The following is a 19,776-nucleotide window of genomic DNA, read 5'->3' as shown; positions in this document are numbered from 1 at the left end:
GTCGCCCGCTATCCCTTCACCGCAAACCCGTACAACGCTGCGGCGTTCCGCCACCGGAGCGCAGCGGACAAGGCCGCGCCGGCCTCCTCGCTGTCACCGGGCGCCCCTTGTCCCGGCCATGCGGCAAGCATCCGGCACTCGTCGACCCGAGCCGGCGCCTCGTGATTGGTCCATGGCCAGTCGCTGCCCCACAGTATGCGGTCATCGCCCACGACTTCGCGCCATCTCTGCGCAAGCCCGTGCCAGTCCTGAGGGGATGCAAGCCGGTATGGCGCGCTGATCTTCACCCAGACCTGGCGGCGCGCGCGCACGGCAGAGGCCACGTCGAAGATCGAATCCGCGGTTCCTGCGGGGCCGGGCCGGCCAAAGTGATCAAGCACGACCGGCGCGCCGGTATCGCCAAGGGCCGCGTCAAGCTGCGCCAGCACCATGGCGCCATCGCCGTTGCTGGTATGGAGTTCGACATGCCAGCCCAGCCCGGCGATCCGGGAGAACAGCCCTCGCCATGACGCAGTGGCGATGCGCTGCCAGTCCGGATCGCCATACAGGTTCAGGCGGATGCCCCGCACGCCGGCGCCGTGCAATGTGGCCAGTTCCTGGTCCGTCACTTCCGGGTCGACCACCGCAACGCCGCGCAAGCGCCCGGGCATTGCCTGCAGCGCGGCCAGCAGCGCCGAATTGTCGGTGCCGAGAAAGCTGGTCTGCACCACTACCCCATACAGGTCTCCCAGCTCTGCAAGCCGGGCGTGCCAGCCCTTCAGGTCGGCGGCATAGGGCGGCCGGTAGCGGGCCGATGGCGTGGCCGGTCCGGCATCGAAGACGTGGAAGTGGGTATCCACCAGCGGCAAAGCGCACTTGCTCATCAGTCAGCCCCTCAGTGGCGCGTCTCAGTGGCGCGGGTATATCCGGATATGGCATCCGAACCCGCGTCAGTATTCTAGTCCTCTAGAGGACATCGACATTGACATCAATTTAGCACGGGTTCGGCATGCCAGACAACGCGCTGCTCCAGACCACGACCACCGCCGCGGGCCTGAGCCGCTACGGCCAGATCGCGGCAGAACTGCAGGTAAAGATCGTTTCCGGCGCGTGGACGCCCGGCAGCGCCATCCCTGCGGAAGGCGCGCTGGCCAAGGAATTCGGCATTGCGCTGGGCACCATCCGGCAGGCCATCGCCGTGCTGGTCCAGCAGGGCCTGCTGGAGCGCGTGCAGGGCAAGGGCACCTTTGTGCGCAAGGGACTGAGCGGGGCCAGCCTGATGCGGTTTTTCCGCTTCGGCGGCGCCGATGGCGCGCCGGCGGTGCCGCGCTCGGAAATCCTGTCGTGCCGCGCCGTGCGCCTGGACAAGGCCATGGCAACCCGCTTCGGGCTGCCGACCGGCGCGCGCGGGCTGGCGATCTCGCGCCGCCGCTGGCTGGAAGACACGCCCCGGCTGCTGGAATCGATCTGGCTGCCGCTGCCGCGCTGCGAGGCCCTGCAGCAGATCCCGCCGGTGCAATGGGGCGACCTGCTCTACCCGCTGCTGGGCAGCGCCTGCGGCATCACGGTCCATCGCGCCGTGGACGAAGTGACCTTCCGCACGCTGGCAGCAGACGAGGCCGCCTTGCTGGACTTGCCGGATGCGCACCCGTGCGCGGTCGTGACCCGGCATGCCTTCGACCTGGGCGGCAACTGCATCGAATACCGGCTGACGCGGGGCGACGCCTTTGCCTTTCGCTATACCGCGGACGTCCGCTGACGGACCGCGCCGAGGAGACAGACCCATGCACGTACGCCACGCGATCGCCGCCACGATCGCTGCCATGATCGCCACCACCACGCTGGCGCAGGCCGCCGACACCGCAGCTGCCTGGCCGGCACGCCCCGTCACGATCGTGGTGACGTATCCGCCGGGCGGCGGCGCGGACCTGATGGCACGGCTGATCGCCCCGGGTCTCGGGCGCGAGCTGGGCCAGACCGTCGTCGTCGAGAACCGCCCGGGTGCCGGCGGGCAGATCGGTGCCGCCTATGTCGCCAAGGCGGCACCGGACGGCTACACGATGATGGTCGATGCCTCCTCTTATGCGGTGAATCCCAGCCTCTATCCGCGCCTGCCCTACGATCCGGACAAGGCCTTCCGGCCGGTCGGCGTGCTGGCGCGCTATCCCAATGTGCTGGTGGCCACGGCGGGCTTTCCCGCCAGCAAGGTCAGCGACGTCCTGGCCATGGCCAGGCAAAAACCAGGCTCGGTCGCCTTTGCGTCCTCGGGCAATGGCTCGGCGCAGCATCTGGCCGGCGTGCTGTTCGAGCAGCGCGCGGGGGTCGATCTCCTGCATGTGCCCTACAAGGGCGGCGGCCCGGCCATGACCGATGTCATCGCCGGCCAAGTGCCGCTGTTCTTTGCCAACGTGGCTTCGAGCCTGCAGCACATCAAGGCCGGCAAGCTGAAGCCGCTGGCGGTGACCAGCCATGCCCGCACCCAGGCATTGCCGTCCGTGCCCACCATGCAGGAAGCCGGCGTGGCGAGCTACGAGGTCTATGAATGGAATGCGGCCTTCCTGCCCGCCGCAACGCCGGACCCGATCGCAGCGAAGCTCGCTGACGCCCTGCAGAAAGTCATGACCAGCCCCGAGATCCGGCAACGCGTGGCCGAGCTGGGCGGCGAGGTCGTGGCTGCGCCGCCCGCACAGGCACGGCAATTCATCGACGGGCAGACCCGGCTATGGGCCAAGGTCATCCGGGACGGCAACATCAAGCCCGAATAGCACCCACCAGCACCGCCCCTGCCCCACCACGGCCCAGCTACAGAACTTTCAGGAGACAAGCATGACCCCGATAAATCCCCTTCGACGCCATCTGCTCAAGACCACCGCCGCGCTAGGCGCGTGCGCGCTGGCGCCAACGCTCGCGCGTGCCCAGGCCTGGCCGGCCAAACCGATCCGGCTGGTGGTGCCGTTCGCACCGGGCGGCAGCTCGGAGATCGTGGCGCGCTCCACCGCGGCGGAGCTGACCAAGCTGCTCGGCGTGTCAGTGTTCGTCGAGAACAAGCCCGGCGCGGCCGGCAATATCGCGATGGGCGAAGTCGCGCGCGCCGATGACAACCACACGCTGATCCTCGGCCATATCGGCACGCTGGCGGTCAATCCCTTTATCTTCCCGAAACTGCCCTACGACCCCGTCAAGGACTTCCGCGCGATCTCGCTGCTGTCGAAGGTGCCGAGCCTGTATGTGGTCCACCCCGACGTGCCCGCGAAGAACCTGAAGGAGTTCGTGGCGCTGGCCAAGAGCAAACCAGGCAAGCTGAACTACGGTTCGGCCGGCAACGGCAGCGCCGGCCACCTGGCCTTTGAATACCTGAAGGCCGCGACCGGCACCTTCATCACCCATGTGCCGTATCGTGGCAGCGGCCCGCAGATCACCGACCTGCTGTCGGGGCGGCTGGACGCGGCCGCCGTCGGCGCGCCCGCGATCATCCAGTTCATCAAGGCCGGCAAGTTGCGCTGCATCGCCACCGGCACGACCCAGCGCATTCCCCAGCTGCCTGATGTGCCAACGGTTGCCGAACAAGGCTATCCCGGCTTCGAAATGACGCAGTGGTATGGCCTGCTGGCGCCGGCATCTCTGCCCCAGGCGGCCGCCGACAAGCTGGCGGACGCCACCGTGAAAGCAGTGAAGAGCAAGTCGTCGGTCGAGCGCCTGAGCGCCGATGCGGCGATTGTCGTGGGCGACACGCCGGCGGAGTTCGCGCGTTTTATCGCGCAGGAGCAACAGCGCTGGAAGCCGATCATTGCGCGCGCGGGCATCAAGCCCGACTAAGCGGACAGCCGCTGGGCCGGATCACCCCGGTCCAGCCTCAGCCGGCGATGCCAGCCCAGCGCAGGTGCTTGCCCCAGTCCGCGTCGCTGATCACGCCGGACACGCCCTGCCGCTGGCCATCGGCGCGATAGAAGTACGTGCGCGGCATCTCGCCCATCCAGTCCGGGTCGACCGCATAGCGCAGCCGCTCCTGCGGCTCGTGCCCGAATACCCACGCGTTGCGCGTGAGCCTGACGCGCTGGAGCAGTTGCTGCACCTGTGGCAGCGCGTCGGGGTTGTCCGTCGCCAGCGTGACGACGCGCAGGTCCGGATGCTTCGTACGCAGCTTGTCGATGGCGTCGAAGTTGCGCTTGCAATAGATGCAGTCGAGCGACCACACCACCAGGACAAAGGGCTTGCCCTGCTGGCTGGCTGCCAGCTGGGTGGCGCTGGCCGATGCGAACACAGCGACGCGGTCGGCCGGTTGACTGCCGGCATTGGCGGCAGTCATCGCCAGGGTCAGCACGGCAGCGGCGAGCAGCTTGCGGCGGGATAGCATCATGCGCCCTCCTTGCCCAGCGGGAACACCTGGAAGCCCTCGGCCTCGGTACGCCACAGCACGTAGGCGCGGCCGGCATGCTGCAGCAGGTGCGGTTGGTCCGAGTCGCGTTCTGTGCCGGCCAGCTTGCGCGTCTGCCAGGTCTTGCCGCCGTCTTGCGACAACATCGCTGACAGGCGTGTCTGCTGGCCGTCGAACGATTTCCAGGCCACCGCGATCTCGTTGTCGTTCAGCGCGACGATATCGGCATGCTGCGCGCGCGGGTCATCCAGCGGGCGCTGTGCCTGCAGCTTGCCGTCCTTCCAGCGCCCCACCGAGACCGTGGGCTTGCCTTCGCGCACGTTGAACCAGACCATATGCACTGTGCCATCGGGCGCCACCGAAGCGCCGGGGCCGTGGTGCGGGCAGGCGTCGATGCGCCAGTCGTCGAAGGTGGCGCGCTGCATCGGCGTGGCCTTGCCGTTGGTGCCCAGCAGCGCCAGCGCGTGGTCGCGCGCGTTGGGCGGGAACACATGGCGCCACAGCGCCAGCATCTTGCCGTCGGGCGTGGGCGACAGCGCGATGCGGCAGCATTCGCACGACTGGTCGGCGATCTTGTAGTCGCCCTGGAAGGTCTTGCCCTGGTCGGCCGAGACCGCGTAGTAGACCGCGGCGCCGGCATACGGCTGCTTGCGCGCCTCGGCGGCAACCACGTCGCGCTTGTCGATCCAGCTGACAAAGACGCGCCCGGCGTTGTCCACCGCGATGGCGTCGAAGCGGTGCGCGATCTGGTCGCGGTTGGCATGCACCGTCAGCGGTTCGGCGAAGGATTTGCCGCCGTCGGTGGAACGCGCAAAGCGGATAAAGCCGGTCCACGGCGTGGGCAGCGGCTGGGTCCAGGTGACGAAGATCTCGCCGTCGCGCCCGGTGGCGACCTTGGGCCGGCTTTCATGATCGGCGGCGACTGCTTCCGGCGTGCTGTTGACATGCTGCGCCGGCCCGAAGCTGCGGCCATGATCGCTCGACGCCCGCACGGCAACATAGGGGCCGTCCTTGTAGGCGATCCACAGTTTGCCGTCCCGATCGAAGGCGGCGCCGGTGCCCAGCTCGCTCATCTTTGCGGCCTTGGCCTGCCCGCCGTGGCCGCTGTGATCGCCGTGCGTTTGCGCGGTCGCGGCCAGCGCGGCACAGGCCATCATCAGCCCGGCAACGATCAAGCGGAAACCGGGGCGAACGCCTTGCATGGTTGTGGTCAGCCTGTTCACGTGCTCAGAAGGAGAGTTTCGCCTCGGCGTAGAACGTCCGGCCCGGATACGGGTGGTAGACGTAGTAGCGCTGGTCGGTGAGGTTGTCGATGCCAAGCCCGAGGCGCACGTTCTTCGCGGGCCTGTACGTCACCTTGACGTCAAAGGTCAGGAAGCTGCTGGTGCCGCCGAAGGTGTCGGGATTGACGTCGGAATTGTCGAGCGTATTGTACTGCCGCCCCGAATAGGTCATGGCCAGCGTGCCGGCCCAGGCCGGCGTGATGCGATAGGTGCCCATCAGGTTGGCGCGCCACTTGGGGATGCGGTAGAAATACTTGCCCACCGAGGCCGGGTTGTTGGCGTTCTCAAGCGTCTTCGAATGGTTGTAGGCCCCGCTGGCCGACAGGTCGAAGCCGCTGACGAAGACATCGCGCGCGTCATAGGCCAGCTCGATGCCGCGGGTGCGCACGCGGTCGACGTTCTGGAAACTGGTGACGGTCGGGAATACCGTGGTGTTGGTCTGGCTGACCAGGGCATCGCGGATATCGTCCTCATACACCGAGACCCGGAAGTACGACGAATCCACTGTACGCTCGAAGGTCAGGTCCTTCGAGAACGATCGCTCGGGCCGCAGGTTGGGATCGTTGTTGATCAGCGCGGTCCCGGTGATGCGGCCCTGGAACAGCTCGCTGACAGTCGGGTAGCGATAGGCCTGGCCCAGCGACAAGCGGCCCAGCCAGTCCTGCCCGAAGGCCTTCTCCAGCGCCAGCTTGGGCGACCAGTTGGATTCGCTGCGCACCGGGTAGCCGATATCCACGCCGGGCTGGCTGCGGCTGCCGTCATAGGCGCGCCAGTGTTCGTAGCGCACGCCGGGGATCAGCTTCCAGTCCTCGGCGAAGTACCAGGCGTCCTGCGCATAGAGCGCCTGGGTCTCGGTCTTGCCGGCAAAGGCGTTGTTGAAGGCGGTGATGGTGGCCGCCTGCCAGTCCGAGGTGTTGTAGGTGGTGTTGCTCAGCCGGTAGTTGTCGTAGTGATAGCCGAACGTGACCCAGTGCCCGCCCTGCAGCTGCTGCGGGCGGTAGTCGGCCTTCAGGTCGAGCGTGCGCCAGCCGGTGCCGTCACCATAGGTCACCGTGCCCGGCCCGCTGCCGACGGTGTTGGCGCTGCGGCTGATGTCCTTGCTGACGTCGAACAGCGACGCCACGCCCGAGAAATTCCAGCCGGTCTCGTTGCGCGTGCGCAGCGACAGACCATAGAGCCAGCGCGCGTCCTCGCCGTTGCTCGGGGCAAAGGCGTTGGCGGGAATCACATAGCGATAGCCGCCGATATTCACATTACCGCTCGACACCGCATTGCCATTGGCATCGCGCAGGTAGCTGCCCGTGGCGCTGGAGCGGTCCTGTTGCCAGTAGGCGGCAGTGAACTGCGCCTGCAGGGTATTGGTGATGTCGTAGCCGAGCTTGAGCTTGAGCTGGTCCTGCACCGTGTGCGTGACGCCCTCGCTGTTCACGCCCATCACCACGCGGTCGCGGCCGGTCTGGTCCTGGTCGAAGTAGGCGCCGGTGACCGGCTTGTCGGCAGAAGTGGCGCGGGCTGTGGAGCGCGCCGCGGTATAGAAGCTCAGCGGCTGGCTCTTGCTGTCCTGCCGGTCCACGCTGACCAGCCACGAGAACGGGCCGACGCGGTCGCCCACATAGGCGTTGGCGTGGACTCCGTTGAAGTTGTCGTGCGTGCCATACAGGCTGAAGCGCTGCGTGAACAGCTGCACGCTGGCATCGCCCTCGAACTTCTCCGGCGTGCGCGTGGTGATCAGCACCGTCGCGCCCAGCGAGTTGCCGGGATACAGCGCCGAATACGGGCCGTACAGCACGTCCATGCGCTCGATTTCGGCGCTGTTGACCAGCGACCAGCGCGGCGGGAAGCTGAAGTCCGAACCCAGCAGGTTGGACAGCAGCAGGCCGTCCGCATAGACCAGCCCGCGCGCCGACTGGCGCGAACTGGTGCTGCGCACCGAGATGATCGAGTTCATATCGCCGATGAAGCGCTTGCGTACGGCGAGGTTGGGCGCGTATTTGAGGGCGTCTTCCGTGTTCACCACATTGAAGTCGGCCATGCGGCGGCTGCTGATGCCGTAGGCCGGCGAGGGCGTGTTGGGCGCTATGGCCGGCGTCTCGCCGCGCTCCGACTTGGCCGAGACCACCACCTCCTGCAGCGGCTCGGGCGCGTCCACCACCTGGGCGGCGGCGACGGCGGGGCCCATCAGTACCGCCGAAACGGCCAGTGCAATGCGATTTTTCTTCACTGGAAAACCTTGTTGTCGTCTTTTTTGGCTCACCCCACCTGAGCGCAGCATACGGCGCTTCTCCCCGAGAGCGAGCGCTGACATTTTATGGGGCACAGGGACGCAGGCCGATGCGACATAGCGACGCGGGCGGCAGGCCGCCTAAGCGTTAACCCGCATATCCAACGTCGAGCCTTGTCACTACATTGCCCCGATTGGCCTCAAGCCAATGTGATGCAGGGAGAGACTGTCGCGGCGCCCGCCGCGGACAGCGCCGAAGGAGCAACCGCCCCGGAAACTCTCAGGCAAAAGGACCGGCATCACCAGTCAGTGCACTCTGAAGAATGCCGGACGCTATCGTCCGCCGGCATACCGAAGGAGCAAGCGCGCCCCGCCCTGGCGGCCGGGTGTCGTGAATCTCTCAGGTCCAGAACAGAGGGGGCGTCCGCCACGCATATTGCGTCCGGGCTCCCACCATCGACGTTCCTGGAACCTGCAGATCATGAAATCAATCGCTGTCATCGGCGGTGGCATCACGGGTGTCACCACGGCCTACGCGCTGGCCCGGCGCGGATTCTCCGTCACGCTGTTCGAACGGCACCGCTATGCCGCCATGGAGACCTCGTTCGCCAATGGCGGACAGCTATCGGCCTCCAACGCCGAGGTCTGGACCCACTGGTCGACCATCGTCAAGGGCATGAAGTGGATGCTGCGCAACGACGCCCCGCTGCTGGTCAATCCCCGGCCGAGCTGGCACAAGCTGTCGTGGTTCGCCGAGTTCATCGCCGCGATCCCCCACTACCGCCGCAACACCATCGAGACCGCGCGCCTGGCCATCGCCGCGCGCGAGCACCTGTTCGCCTGGGCGGCGCAGGAAGGCATTGATTTCGACCTGAAGAAGGAAGGCATCCTCCATATCTACCGCGACAAGGCCGGCTTCGAGCAGGCCGGCCGGGTCTCGGCGCTGCTGGCGCAGGGCGGGCTGGAGCGGCGCGCCGTGACGCCCGAGGAGATGCGCGCGATCGAGCCGACGCTGGCCGGGTCGTACTACGGCGGCTACTTCACCGAGAGCGATTCCACCGGCGACATCCACAAGTTCACCAGCGGCCTGGCCGCGGCCATCGATCGGCTGGGCGTGCGCTGCCTGTACGGCCAGGACGTGCGGGCGGTGAAGACCGACGGCAGGCGCGCCACCGTGACCGTGCAGGACGGCGCCGACACGGCCAGCTCCACCTTCGACGGCGCCGTGATCTGCGCCGGCACCGCCAGCCGCGCGCTGGCCGCGGGGCTGGGCGACCGCGTCAACATCTATCCGGTCAAGGGCTATTCGATCACGGTCAACCTGACCGACGAAGCCAGCCGCGCCGCAGCACCGGTGGTGAGCCTGCTCGACGACGAAACCAAGCTGGTCACCAGCCGCCTGGGCGACGACCGCTTCCGCGTGGCCGGCACCGCCGAGTTCAACGGCTACAACCGCGATATCCGCGCCGACCGCATCCGCCCGCTGGTGGAATGGGTGCAGCAGTGCTTCCCCGGCGTCAGCACGCGCAGCGTGGTGCCTTGGGCCGGGCTGCGGCCGATGATGCCGGATATGCTGCCGCGCGTGGGGCGCGGGAGGGCGGCATGCATCTTCTACAACACTGGGCATGGGCACCTGGGGTGGACTTTGTCGGCGGTGACGGCGGATATGGTGGCGGGGGTCGTTGACCAGCATCTCGGCGCGAAGGTGGCAGTCGCGCCGCGTGCGTCGCTGGCATTGGCCAAGGCCTGAGCCTGGGTGCGGGGGTGTCTTCTCCCCTCTCCCATTTGTGGGATAGGGGCCACCGTGCTCGAACAGCGCCGCGCCATGATGGAAGCATGGGGCGGCGCATGTATAGGCTTGAAAAATAGTGGATGTGATGCCCTATCTTCGCCCGGATGAATATCCAAGCCATCCACCAATTAATGAGGCTGCGACCATAGACACGAACCAGCCAACAAAGAACAGATTCGCTGCATGCTGATTCGTGTCGAACAAACTTCCTGTCCCGCGCAAAACTACAACGCCGAAGAGATATAACCCGCCCCAAGCAGCAAGCGTAGCCAGGACAGCGCCCGTAATAGCGCCGATGACTGCTCTCAGTTTCTTCATATTACGGGGAAGAAAATAATTGTCTTCGAGTTGCGAAAAATCTTCTTGGTTTTCGTGTCTTGCATCATTGATCCTCGGTCGGAAATAGCTTGCTTTCCGAATGCCATTGAGCCGAAATCGGCGGTGGGGATCAATCAGACATGGCCTAAATTTTGGGATGATTCTTCAAAAAGATTTGCATGCCGGCCGGGCGGCCTGAAGCCTATTGTTCACGGGACGACCGCGACCGGCCTCCTGGTTGTGGAGCGCTCGGTGCGGCAGCCGCACGCTCGGCCTGCGCCCGGCTGCGCGAGCGGCGTGCGGGCTTCCAGCCCCATCCTGTAGGCCGCGTCGAGTGAGACATGCCCTCTCCCCCGGCCCCTCCCGTAAGCGCGAGAGGGGAGAAACCCCATGGACGGTTTTCGACTCACCCGGGGCGTCGCCCCAGACTGCCCACGATCCCCTTGCGGAAGGTCAGCACACACACGATGAAGATGATGCCCGTCACCATCGACACCGATTCACCGAGCCCGTTGAACCAGTCGATGCCCGTCACGGCCGCAAGGTAGCTGCCCAGTTCGCCCAGCTTGTTCTCCAGCGCGATCACAACAAACGCGCCGACGATCGGGCCGGTGAGTGTGCCGAGCCCCCCTAGCAGCGTCATCAGGATCACCATGCCGGACATCGACCAGTGCACGTCAGTCAGCGTCTCGAAGCCCAGCACCAGCGCCTTGACCGAGCCGGCCAGCCCCGACAGCGCCGCCGACAGCACGAAGGCGGTCAGCTTGACGCGGTCGACGTCATAGCCCAGCGAGATCGCGCGCGGCTCGTTCTCCTTGATCGCCTTCAGGATCTGGCCGAACGGCGAATGCACCGTGCGCACGATCAGCGCAAAGGCGGCGACGATGATCGCCAGCGCCACGTAATACAGCGTCAGGTCGTCCGACAGCGGCAGCACCCCGAACAGCTTGCCGCGCGGAATGCCCTGCAGGCCGTCCTCGCCGCCGGTGAACGGCGCCTGCAGGCAGATAAAGAACAGCATCTGCGCCAGCGCCAGCGTGATCATCGAGAAGTAGATGCCCTGCCGGCGGATGGCCAGCGAGCCCACCACATAGCCGATCAGCGCGCCCGCAGCGGTACCCAGGATCAGGCCGATTTCCGGGGTCACGCCCCAGACCTTCATGGCATGGCCGGCGGCATAGCCAGCGCCGCCGAAGAAGGCCGCGTGGCCGAACGACAGCAACCCGGTATAGCCGATCAGCAGGTTGAAGGCGCACGCGAACAGCGCGAAGCACAGCACCTTGAGCACGAACACCGGATACGCACCGGCCAGCGGCGCGGCCAGCAGGCACACCAGCACCACGCCGTACATCACCTGCTTTGGCAGGCGCCCCGCCACCTGCTGCTGCCGCATGCCGATTGCGGCGATAGATTGTCCGCTCATCACTTCTCCTTTCCGAACAGCCCTGCCGGGCGCAACAACAGCACCACCACCATGATGACGAAGACAACGGTGGAAGATGCTTCCGGATACAACACCTTGGCCAGCCCTTCGATCACGCCCAGCCCCAGCCCGGTCAGGATCGCGCCCATGATCGAGCCCATGCCGCCGATCACCACCACCGCGAACACGACGATGATCAGGTTCTGACCCATCAGCGGCGACACCTGCATGACCGGCGCCGCCAGCACCCCGGCAAACGCGGCCAGCGCCACGCCGAAGCCGTAGGTCAGCGTCACCATCCGCGGCACGTTGACGCCGAACGCCTCGACCACCTTGGCGTTCTCAGTGCCGGCGCGCAGGTAGGCGCCCAGCTTGGTCTTCTCGATCACGTACCAGGTGGCAAAGCACGCCGTCAGCGACGCCATCACGACCCACACGCGGTAATTGGGCAAGCGCATGAAGCCGAGGTCGGAGGCGCCCTGCAGCGCCTCGGGCGGTGCATAGGGCAGCCCGGACACGCCATAGACCGAGCGGAAGATGCCTTCGATCACCAGCGTGATGCCCAGTGTCAGCAGCAGGCCGTAGATATGGTCGAGCTTGTAGATCCAGCGCAGCATGGTCTTCTCGATCACCACGCCCAGCGCGGCCACCACCAGCGGCGACAGCAGCAGCATCGCCCAGTAGCTGAGCCCCGCATAGGTCATGCCGGCGCACGCCAGCACCGCACCCAGCATGAAGAGCGCACCGTGCGCGAAGTTGATGACGTTCAGCAGCCCGAAGATCACCGCCAGGCCCAGGCTCAGCATGGCGTAGAAGGCGCCGTTGACGAGCCCGAGCAACAACTGCGACAGCAGCGCCGGGAGCGGGATTTCAAACAGATTCATGAGTCGCTCCTTATACGCCCAGCAGTTCATGCAGCACCGGCATCCTGGCCTGCAGCTCACTGGCCGCGAAGCGCTCGACGATGCTGCCGTGCTCCATCACGTAGAAGCGGTCCGCCAGCGGCGCGGCAAAGCGGAAGTTCTGCTCCACCATCACCACCGTGTACCCCTTCTGCTTGAGCATCAGGATCATGCGCGCAAGCGCCTGCACGATCACCGGTGCCAACCCTTCCGAGATTTCATCGAGCAGCAGCAGGTTCGCGCCGGTGCGCAGGATGCGCCCGACCGCCAGCATCTGCTGCTCGCCGCCGGAAAGACGCGTGCCCTGGCTCTGGCGGCGCTCCTTCAGGTTCGGGAACATCTCGTAGAGTTCGGTCTCGCTCATGCCCTTGCTGGTGTCGGCGCCCTTCAGCACCGGCGGCAGCATCAGGTTTTCTTCGCATGAGAGGCTGGAGAAGATCGCCCGCTCCTCGGGGCAATAGCCAATGCCGTAGTGCGCGATCTTGTGCGTGGGCAGGCCGATGGTCTCGTGGCCATTGACCTTGATCGAGCCCTTGCGCGCGCCGGTCAGTCCCATGATCGCGCGCAGCGTGGTGGTGCGGCCAGCGCCGTTGCGGCCCAGCAGCGTGACCACTTCGCCGCGGTTCACGGTCAGGTCCACGCCATGCAGGATGTGCGATTCGCCGTACCAGGCGTGCAGGTCCTTGATCTCGAGCGCGGGTGTGTTGGATGTCGTCATGTGTCGTTCCCCCGGGCCGTCTCAGTGCGCGCCCTGCAGTTCCGCGTCGACGGTGCCCATGTAGGCCTCCATCACGCGCGGATCCTTGGACACTTCCGCATACGGGCCTTCGGCCAGGATCGCGCCACGCTGCAGCACGGTGATCTTGTCGGCGATCGACGAGACCACGCTCATGTTGTGCTCCACCATCAGGATGGTGCGGCCCGCCGAGACCTTCCTGATCAGCTGCGTGACGCGGTCCACGTCTTCATGGCCCATGCCCTGCGTGGGTTCATCGAGTAGCATCAGCTCGGGCTCCATCGCCAGCGTGGTGGCAATCTCCAGCGCGCGCTTGCGGCCGTACGGCAGGTTCACCGTCAGCGTCTGCGCGAACTCGGTCAGGCCGACCTGTTCGAGCAGCTCCATGGCGCGGTCATTGAGCACGTCCAGCGAGCGCTCGCTGCGCCAGAACTGGTACGCCGTGCCAAGTTGCCGCTGCAGCCCGATGCGCACGTTTTCCATCACCGTCAGGTGCGGGAACACCGCCGAGATCTGGAACGAACGGATCACGCCGCGCCGCGCGATCTGCGCGGGCTTTTCACGGGTGATGTCGATGCCGTTGAAAAGGATGGTGCCGGTGGTCGGCTCCAGGAACTTGGTGAGCAGGTTGAAGCAAGTCGTCTTGCCGGCGCCGTTAGGGCCGATCAACGCATGGATCGACCCGCGGCGCACCTGTAGGTTGACGTCGCTCACCGCGGTAAAACCGCGGAAGGCCTTGCCGAGGTTGCGGGTCTCTAGTATCAGGTCGTGGTGCATGGCCGTGACTCCGTGGCGCTGCCTTGTCGGTTGGGATGGCGCGGCATGCTCAGCCCGCCACGGGCAGCGCAGCGACCGCGTACGCGTGGCGCAGCGTGCGCCCCAGCACCGGGTCTTCCAGCTCGATCTCGAAGCGATCGGCCGGGCGGATGCCGCCGATCGCGGGCAGCGTTCCGCACAGCATGGCCGAGCCTTCGCCAAAGTCGCCGCCATGCCCGCTGAAGCGCTGCAGCAGGTCCGCCGGGGAGCGCATGGCGGTCACCGGGCCTTCCTGGTACAGCACACGCTCGCCGTCGATGGTGGCGTAGGAGCGCAGCACCAGCTGGTCCCAGTGGCCTTCCACCTCGGAAAGGCGCCACAAGGCCGACGCACAGGGCTTCTCGCACATCTGCTTGGACACGGTGATGCCGTAGGTCTCGGCTTCGCGGTCGGTATGGTCAGAGGCAATGCCCACCAGGATGTCATCGCCGTCACGGACCAGCAGGAACTCGGCTTCGCCGCTGCTGGCCTCGCCGCTGACCTGGATCTCCGGTGCCGGGCCCAGGCGTTGCGCAGCCACACGGTAGAACACCGGGGTATAGGGCGGGCGCTTCACGCCCAGTTCTTCCAGTTCCCGGATGTGGGCTTCCATGGCTTCGACGTCGCGGCCGGTCCAGCCCGCCACGATGAGCTGGTGGATGGTGACGGTGCGTTGCGACTTGCCTTGGCGGGTGTCGAGTTCAAAGGTAAGGGTCTTCATGATCGCTTGCTCTCTGCTATGGGGTGGAGCGCCGGCTGGAATGCCGGCCTCGGTGAGGGATATGGGCTTACTTCCTGACCAGGGGGCAAGTGCTTGCGCTGAGCGGGCGGAACGCCTCGCTCGCGGGGATCACGGACTTGATCTTGTAGTAGTCCCAGGGACGCTTGGACTCCTGCGGGCGCTTCACTTCGACCAGGTACATGTCGTGCACCATCAGGCCATCGGCGCGGATCGTGCCGTTCTTCGCGAAGAAGTCATTGACCGGGGTCTCGCGCATGCGCGCCAGCACGGCATCGCTGTCGTCGGTGCGCGCGGCCTGGATCGCCTTCAGGTAGTGCGTGGTCGACGAATACACACCGGCATGCACCAGGGTCGGCATGCGCCCGGTCTTGTCGAAGAAGCGTTGCGACCAGGCGCGCGTGGCGTCGTCGCGGTCCCAGTAGAACGATGTCGTCAGCGTCATGCCCTGCGCGGCTTGCAGCCCCAGGCTGTGGATATCGCTGATAAACATGTGCAGCCCGGCCAGCTTCTGCTTGCCCGCGGTGTTGATGCCGAAGTCCGCGGCGGTCTTGATCGCATTGACCGTGTCTGCGCCTGCGTTGGCCAGGCCGATCACCTTCGCGCCCGAGGACTGTCCCTGCAGCAGGTAGGACGACAGGTCGGCGGAGTTGATCGGATGCCTGGCCTTGCCCTTCAGGGTGCCGCCGACACTGGACAGGGCCTCGGTGCCGTCCTTCTCCAGCGATGCGCCCAAGGCGTAGTCGACCGTCAGGAAGTACCAGCTGTTGTCGCCGCGCCGGGCCAGCGCCTTGACCGTGTTGGCGGCAAAGGCGTAGGTGTCGTACGAGTACTGGATGGTGTAGGGCGAGCAGTCTTCATTGCTCAGGCGCGTGGTACCGGCACCGCTGGCGATGACGATCTTGTGCTTGAGCTTGCCCAGGTTGGATACCGCCAGCGCGACCGAGGACGGCAGGGCGTCCTGGATCACGTCGACCTTCTGGTTGTCAAACCAGCCGCGCGCCAGCGTGGCGGCGACATCGGTCTTGTTCTGGTGGTCGGCGCTGACCACCTGGATGGGGGCGCCCAGCACCTTGCCGCCGAAATCGTCCACGGCCATCTGCGCGGCAACCACCGAGCCCTTGCCGCCGATATCGGAGAAGATCGACGACATGTCGGTCAGCACACCGATCTTGACCACGCCGTCGCTGATGGGGGCCGGGTCGGCTGCGGAAGCAGTCGCCGCGAACAGGGTGGCGCAGGCCAGTACGGCGGCGCCGGTACGGATATCAGGCATTGTTGTCTCCACTGTAGTTATGGGTACTTCTGTACTGCTGCGGGGGCTCAGCCCCGTTCGTGCCGCAATGCCGCCTCGATGCCCATGCCGATGGCCAGCAGCCTGCGGTCGGACAGGTGGCGCCCGAACAGCATCAGGCCCACCGGCGCGTCGCCCAGGCGATGGCACGGGACCGACAGCGCGCACAGGTCGAGCATGTTGGCGATGGCCGGGTTGCGCAGCAGCAGCCGGTTGGTGCTGAAGAAGGCTTCGTCGTCGTCCAGGTCCGCGATGCGCGGCGCCACGACCGGCACGGTGGGCAGGACCACGGCATCGAAGCCAGCCAGCTCGGCATCGGCCTGCCGGCACAGCTCGCCCCGGCGCTGCAGCATGCGCAGGTAGTCGGCGGCACGCTGCCCGTCAGCCAGCCGGATGCGCGACAGCACGCGCGGGTCATAGCGATCGGCCTGCTCAGCCAGCAGGCTGCCGTGCCAGGCACTGGCTTCCGCGGCGACCAGGCCGCCGTTCGCGCCGATGCCGGCCAGCTGGTCCCAGCTGTCGAAGCTCACGTCCTGCAGCAGCGCGCCCGCCGCCGACAGCCGGCGCAGCGTGCGGCTGAAGACCTCGGCCACCTCGTCCGACATGCCTTCCAGCACCAGGCCGGTGGGCACCGCCAGGCGCAGCCCGGCCAGCGGCGCCGGCCCCGCGGGCGGCGCCTCGCCCGCCATCACTGCATCAATGGCGGCGCAGCACGCCACGGTGTTGGCCAGGCAGCCCACCGAGTCATAGCTGGGCGACAGCGGCACCGTGCCCTGCAGCGGCACGCGGCGCGCGGTGGGCTTGAAGCCAGCGATGCCGCACAACGCCGCCGGGATCCGGCACGAACCGCCGGTGTCCGAGCCGATCGCGGCCAGGGCCATGCCGTCGGTCACCGAGACCGCAGCGCCTGACGACGAGCCGCCCGGAATGCGGCCGGCTTGCCGGTCGTAGGGATTGCGTGGCGTGCCGTAGTGCGGATTGATGCCGACGCCCGAGTAGGCGAACTCGGTCATATTGGTGCGTCCGACAAACACCGCCCCCGCCGCACGCAGCCGCGCAATGGCCGGTGCATCGGCGCTGGCGGCACGCTCCGGCAGCACGCGGGCGCCGGCGCGGGTCACGTCGCCCTGCACGTCGAACAGGTCCTTCACGGACACCGGCACGCCCGCCAGCGGGCCGGCCACGCCTTGCTCGCGCAGCATGTCGCACGCCTGGGCCTGCTTGCGCGCGGCCATGCTGACGCCATGCGGAAAGGCGCGCGCGCCCTCGCCGCCGGGGTTGCAGATACGTTCGACGCACGCCGCCAGCAAGGACTGCGCGTTGGCGCTGCCCGCGGCAAGCTGGCGCTGTGCGGTTGCGATGGTCGCTTCCATGATCAGGCCGGGTCGTAGTAGTGGATCTCCAGCAGCATGCAGCCGCCGTCGGACTTGAACGGGCCGTGGAAGGCGCCGGGCGGGCGGCAGGCGTAGGTGTTGGGGACGAAGGCTTCGCCGCCCTTGCCATTGGCGTCGTTGCCGACGGTCAGGTCGCCGCTGAGCAGATAGACCTCTTCCCAGTACTCATGCACGAAGGGCGAGGTGGTGAACACGCCGGGCTGGAAGCGCAGCAGGCGGGTACGGCTGCCGCTGCGGCCGCCCTCGTCCAGCGAGCCGGACAGGATCTTCTGCTGGATGCCCGACGGATAGCCGTGGGGGACCTCCCAGCCGGACTCCAGGTCCAGGGTGTGGAACTCGTCGTGAAGTTTGGTGATTGCCATGTCGATCTCCGTAGTCGATGCAGGAAGTGGGAACGGTGCGGGAAGTCAGGCGGCCTGCGGCAGCTTGGCCAGTTCGCTTTCAAGGGAATAGCTGCCGAGCATGTTGTCGACCAGGCCGGATGCGTTCTGCCAGTCGTAGGTGCGGTAGGCATGGCCCTTGGTGACAAAGGTGGCGCCGGCGTAGAACATCTCGTACTGGTTGTGGCGCGACGCAAACTCGGAGCCGACCGCGTCCCAGGCGAGCTTGAAGAACTTTACGCGCTCTTCCGGGCTGCACACCGGCGACTTCTGCGTCTTGGCGATGATCCCGGCGAGCGACGGATTGGCGAAATCCTCGATGCTCGACGGCAGCATGATCATGCCGCCGCCGGCCAGCTCGCGCAGCGTGGCCAGCACCTTGCCGTAGAGCTGCTGGGTCACCACCTGCGAGCCGTACAGCATGCTGCGGTCCGGCACGAAGTAGCCGTGCTTGCCGACCTGGCCCTTGGCTTCCATGCCGTAGACCCAGGCCTCGACCATGCCCGCCTCGGCGGCCAGCTGGCCCAGCATTTCCCTGACCTGCGGGAAGCTGTTGGTGCCGTTGATCTCGGTGATGCGGTGCGCCAGGCCCACCAGGAAGCGCAGCTTCACCATCAGCCGCACCTGGCACTGGTAGTTCTGGTAGACGTGCGCCGGCGTGGCGTGGAATTGCTTTGCACACAGGCTCACGTCGCCCGCGACGAAGATGCGCTCCCACGGCACCTTGACGTCGTCGAAGTAAAGCACCGCGTCGTTCTCGTCGAAACGGCTCGCCAGCGGGTTGTCGAACACCGAGGTGGCATTGGCTTCATACGACTTGCGCGACATCACCTTCAGCCCCTTGGTGTTCATCGGCACCGCGAAGGACAGCGCATACATCTCGTCGCCCTCGCGCAGCGGCTGGATGCAGCTGCAGAAGACCTCGTTGGCCATGATGCCGCTGGTGGCCAGCATCTTGGCGCCGCGCACGGTGATGCCCTCCGCGTCCTGATCGACGATGCCCACCGCCAGGTACTTGTCTTCCTGCTCGTGCGCGGACTTGGACTGGTTGGCCTGCGGGTTGACGATCACATAGGTGAGGAACAGGTCGTTGTCGCGGGCATAGCGGTAGTAGTCGCGCAGTGCGCCGGCACGGGCCGGGTCGGCCTGCTCGAAAACATCGATGCCCATGTACATGCCCGAGATGCACGAGGCCACGTGGTCGGGCGAGCGGCCCATGAAGCCGTAGTGCAACTCGGTCCAGGCTTCCAGCATCTGGCGGCGTTCGACCAGTTCGTTGTAGCTGGCCGGCAGCTCCCAGATCCGGCTGACGCGCCGGTCGGTGCCCACTGGCTGGAAGGTCATCTTGTCGATATTGCCGGGCTGCGCCTGGAAGTCATAGAGGTTGGCGTAGCTGCGGATCGAGTTGCGGAAGGCCGGGTGGCTGGTGACGTCCGTCACCCGCTTGCCGTCCAGGTACACCTCGCGGCCATCGCGCAGCATGGCAATGTGCTGGTTACCGGTCTTGATCATGTCGTTCTCCTGTGCTGACTGTCTGTTCTTGTGGATTCAGGCGGCGGCCGGACTGTCTTCCAGTGCCCGGTACTTGCCGCCAAAGAAGATGAGGGGCCGGCCGTCCTGGCGGGCCTGGTGACGGACCACCCGCCCGATAAAGATCACGTGGTCGCCGCCGTCGTGCTGGGCATAGGGCTCGCACTCGAAGGTGGCCAGCGCGTCCGGCAGCAGCACATGGTTGTCCCCGTCGCGCTTGCTGAAATCGATGCCCTCCCACTTGCCGGAATTGGCCCTGGCAAAGCGGTTCGAGATATCCTGCTGCGCCTCGGCCAGCACGTTGACGGCATAGCGCCGCGCGGTGCGCAGGTCGCCCAGGCTCAGGCAGCGGCGGTCCACCGAGAACAGCACCAGCGGCGGGTCCAGCGATACCGAATTGAACGACGCCACCGTGATACCGACCGGCAGCCCTTCTTCGCGCGGCGCGGTAATCACGGCAACGCCTGTTGCAAACATCGCCAACGCATTCCTGAAGCGGCGTTGCGCTTCTGCGTCCGCTTCGGCGTCCGCTTTGACGCCCTGACCAACAGATGACTCAGCCATCACGACTCCTACGCAAGTGTTCTCACCAACCAGTTACTTTGTTTATTTATC

At 66.4% G+C, this 19,776-nt stretch carries 18 protein-coding genes and 2 riboswitches; of the genes, 4 read left to right on the top strand and 14 right to left on the bottom strand.

What is annotated here, in order from left to right; genetic code table 11:
- Positions 1-8 precede the first annotated feature (8 nt).
- A complete protein-coding gene (locus ACW4E8_RS10665) occupies positions 9-863 on the bottom strand; it encodes an amidohydrolase family protein (RefSeq protein WP_456804472.1) in 855 nt (284 codons plus the stop codon).
- A 125-nt stretch (positions 864-988) separates the two neighbouring features.
- Between ACW4E8_RS10665 and ACW4E8_RS10660 the strand changes: the two genes are divergently transcribed.
- The 3 genes from ACW4E8_RS10660 (at position 989) to ACW4E8_RS10650 (ending at position 3,795) form a co-directional block, all read left to right on the top strand.
- Positions 989-1,738, top strand: coding sequence for a GntR family transcriptional regulator (locus tag ACW4E8_RS10660; RefSeq protein ID WP_456804471.1), 750 nt, complete (start codon positions 989-991; stop codon positions 1,736-1,738).
- Between the two features lie 25 nt (positions 1,739-1,763).
- Complete coding sequence (locus ACW4E8_RS10655) at positions 1,764-2,744, top strand: tripartite tricarboxylate transporter substrate binding protein (protein WP_456804470.1); 981 nt, start codon at positions 1,764-1,766, stop codon at positions 2,742-2,744.
- Between the two features lie 61 nt (positions 2,745-2,805).
- Complete coding sequence (locus ACW4E8_RS10650) at positions 2,806-3,795, top strand: Bug family tripartite tricarboxylate transporter substrate binding protein (protein ID WP_456804469.1); 990 nt, start codon at positions 2,806-2,808, stop codon at positions 3,793-3,795.
- A gap of 37 nt (positions 3,796-3,832) precedes the next feature.
- On the opposite strand, the gene ACW4E8_RS10645 is transcribed toward ACW4E8_RS10650, so the two are convergent.
- The 3 genes from ACW4E8_RS10645 to ACW4E8_RS10635 are packed head-to-tail and all read right to left on the bottom strand — an operon-like array spanning position 3,833 to position 7,909.
- Positions 3,833-4,336, bottom strand: coding sequence for a TlpA family protein disulfide reductase (locus ACW4E8_RS10645; RefSeq protein ID WP_456804468.1), 504 nt, complete (start codon positions 4,334-4,336; stop codon positions 3,833-3,835).
- Positions 4,333-5,556 carry a sialidase family protein gene (locus ACW4E8_RS10640; RefSeq protein ID WP_456804467.1) on the bottom strand — a complete coding sequence of 408 codons (1,224 nt, stop codon included), beginning with the start codon at positions 5,554-5,556 and terminating at the stop codon, positions 4,333-4,335. Before ACW4E8_RS10640 ends, ACW4E8_RS10645 begins: the two co-directional genes overlap by 4 nt.
- 25 nt (positions 5,557-5,581) lie before the next feature.
- Positions 5,582-7,909: a TonB-dependent receptor gene (locus ACW4E8_RS10635; protein WP_456804466.1), complete on the bottom strand. Its 2,328-nt coding sequence runs from the start codon at positions 7,907-7,909 to the stop codon at positions 5,582-5,584.
- A 156-nt stretch (positions 7,910-8,065) separates the two neighbouring features.
- A riboswitch (glycine riboswitch) is annotated at positions 8,066-8,164 on the top strand.
- Positions 8,165-8,283: riboswitch (glycine riboswitch) on the top strand.
- 11 nt (positions 8,284-8,294) lie between these two features.
- Between ACW4E8_RS10635 and ACW4E8_RS10630 the strand changes: the two genes are divergently transcribed.
- Complete coding sequence (locus tag ACW4E8_RS10630) at positions 8,295-9,608, top strand: D-amino acid dehydrogenase (protein WP_456804465.1); 1,314 nt, start codon at positions 8,295-8,297, stop codon at positions 9,606-9,608.
- Between the two features lie 766 nt (positions 9,609-10,374).
- Here ACW4E8_RS10630 and ACW4E8_RS10625 read toward each other — a convergent pair.
- The 10 genes from ACW4E8_RS10625 to ACW4E8_RS10580 all read right to left on the bottom strand — a co-directional run bounded on the left by ACW4E8_RS10625 (position 10,375) and on the right by ACW4E8_RS10580 (position 19,725).
- Complete coding sequence (locus tag ACW4E8_RS10625) at positions 10,375-11,319, bottom strand: branched-chain amino acid ABC transporter permease (protein WP_456804736.1); 945 nt, start codon at positions 11,317-11,319, stop codon at positions 10,375-10,377.
- Between the two features lie 71 nt (positions 11,320-11,390).
- Complete coding sequence (locus ACW4E8_RS10620; RefSeq protein WP_456804464.1) at positions 11,391-12,275, bottom strand: branched-chain amino acid ABC transporter permease; 885 nt, start codon at positions 12,273-12,275, stop codon at positions 11,391-11,393.
- Between the two features lie 10 nt (positions 12,276-12,285).
- Entirely contained in the window at positions 12,286-13,011 is a 726-nt protein-coding gene (locus ACW4E8_RS10615) for an ABC transporter ATP-binding protein (protein ID WP_456804463.1), read from the bottom strand.
- A gap of 21 nt (positions 13,012-13,032) precedes the next feature.
- Complete coding sequence (locus ACW4E8_RS10610) at positions 13,033-13,806, bottom strand: ABC transporter ATP-binding protein (RefSeq protein WP_456804462.1); 774 nt, start codon at positions 13,804-13,806, stop codon at positions 13,033-13,035.
- 49 nt (positions 13,807-13,855) lie between these two features.
- Positions 13,856-14,545, bottom strand: a complete 690-nt coding sequence (locus tag ACW4E8_RS10605; RefSeq protein ID WP_456804461.1) for a DUF2848 domain-containing protein — start codon at positions 14,543-14,545, stop codon at positions 13,856-13,858.
- 67 nt (positions 14,546-14,612) lie between these two features.
- On the bottom strand, positions 14,613-15,839 hold the full coding sequence (locus ACW4E8_RS10600; RefSeq protein WP_456804460.1) for an ABC transporter substrate-binding protein: 1,227 nt from the start codon (positions 15,837-15,839) through the stop codon (positions 14,613-14,615).
- Between the two features lie 47 nt (positions 15,840-15,886).
- On the bottom strand, positions 15,887-17,230 hold the full coding sequence (locus tag ACW4E8_RS10595) for an amidase (protein WP_456804459.1): 1,344 nt from the start codon (positions 17,228-17,230) through the stop codon (positions 15,887-15,889).
- Between the two features lie 2 nt (positions 17,231-17,232).
- A complete protein-coding gene (locus ACW4E8_RS10590) occupies positions 17,233-17,613 on the bottom strand; it encodes a cupin domain-containing protein (protein WP_078199353.1) in 381 nt (126 codons plus the stop codon).
- A 45-nt stretch (positions 17,614-17,658) separates the two neighbouring features.
- On the bottom strand, positions 17,659-19,143 hold the full coding sequence (locus ACW4E8_RS10585; protein WP_456804458.1) for a 4-hydroxyphenylacetate 3-hydroxylase family protein: 1,485 nt from the start codon (positions 19,141-19,143) through the stop codon (positions 17,659-17,661).
- A 36-nt stretch (positions 19,144-19,179) separates the two neighbouring features.
- Positions 19,180-19,725, bottom strand: a complete 546-nt coding sequence (locus ACW4E8_RS10580) for a flavin reductase family protein (RefSeq protein WP_456804457.1) — start codon at positions 19,723-19,725, stop codon at positions 19,180-19,182.
- Between the last annotated feature and the right edge of the window lie 51 nt (positions 19,726-19,776).

It is taken from the genome of Cupriavidus sp. CP313, assembly GCF_054072015.1.
This window is presented reverse-complemented; position numbering and strand designations above follow the sequence as displayed.

Bases quoted from the DNA above. Each gene is read 5' to 3' on its own strand.
- ACW4E8_RS10650 (WP_456804469.1), top strand. From the start codon at position 2,806: ATGACCCCGATAAATCCCCTTCGACGCCATCTGCTCAAGACCACCGCC.
- ACW4E8_RS10595 (WP_456804459.1), bottom strand. From the start codon at position 17,230: ATGGAAGCGACCATCGCAACCGCACAGCGCCAGCTTGCCGCGGGCAGC.
- ACW4E8_RS10590 (WP_078199353.1), bottom strand. From the start codon at position 17,613: ATGGCAATCACCAAACTTCACGACGAGTTCCACACCCTGGACCTGGAG.
- ACW4E8_RS10665 (WP_456804472.1), bottom strand. From the start codon at position 863: ATGAGCAAGTGCGCTTTGCCGCTGGTGGATACCCACTTCCACGTCTTC.
- ACW4E8_RS10600 (WP_456804460.1), bottom strand. From the start codon at position 15,839: ATGCCTGATATCCGTACCGGCGCCGCCGTACTGGCCTGCGCCACCCTG.
- ACW4E8_RS10615 (WP_456804463.1), bottom strand. From the start codon at position 13,011: ATGACGACATCCAACACACCCGCGCTCGAGATCAAGGACCTGCACGCC.
- ACW4E8_RS10610 (WP_456804462.1), bottom strand. From the start codon at position 13,806: ATGCACCACGACCTGATACTAGAGACCCGCAACCTCGGCAAGGCCTTC.
- ACW4E8_RS10660 (WP_456804471.1), top strand. From the start codon at position 989: ATGCCAGACAACGCGCTGCTCCAGACCACGACCACCGCCGCGGGCCTG.
- ACW4E8_RS10605 (WP_456804461.1), bottom strand. From the start codon at position 14,545: ATGAAGACCCTTACCTTTGAACTCGACACCCGCCAAGGCAAGTCGCAA.
- ACW4E8_RS10640 (WP_456804467.1), bottom strand. From the start codon at position 5,556: ATGCAAGGCGTTCGCCCCGGTTTCCGCTTGATCGTTGCCGGGCTGATG.
- ACW4E8_RS10645 (WP_456804468.1), bottom strand. From the start codon at position 4,336: ATGATGCTATCCCGCCGCAAGCTGCTCGCCGCTGCCGTGCTGACCCTG.
- ACW4E8_RS10625 (WP_456804736.1), bottom strand. From the start codon at position 11,319: ATGTACGGCGTGGTGCTGGTGTGCCTGCTGGCCGCGCCGCTGGCCGGT.
- ACW4E8_RS10655 (WP_456804470.1), top strand. From the start codon at position 1,764: ATGCACGTACGCCACGCGATCGCCGCCACGATCGCTGCCATGATCGCC.
- ACW4E8_RS10635 (WP_456804466.1), bottom strand. From the start codon at position 7,909: ATGCTGCGCTCAGGTGGGGTGAGCCAAAAAAGACGACAACAAGGTTTT.
- ACW4E8_RS10620 (WP_456804464.1), bottom strand. From the start codon at position 12,275: ATGAATCTGTTTGAAATCCCGCTCCCGGCGCTGCTGTCGCAGTTGTTG.
- ACW4E8_RS10585 (WP_456804458.1), bottom strand. From the start codon at position 19,143: ATGATCAAGACCGGTAACCAGCACATTGCCATGCTGCGCGATGGCCGC.
- ACW4E8_RS10580 (WP_456804457.1), bottom strand. From the start codon at position 19,725: ATGGCTGAGTCATCTGTTGGTCAGGGCGTCAAAGCGGACGCCGAAGCG.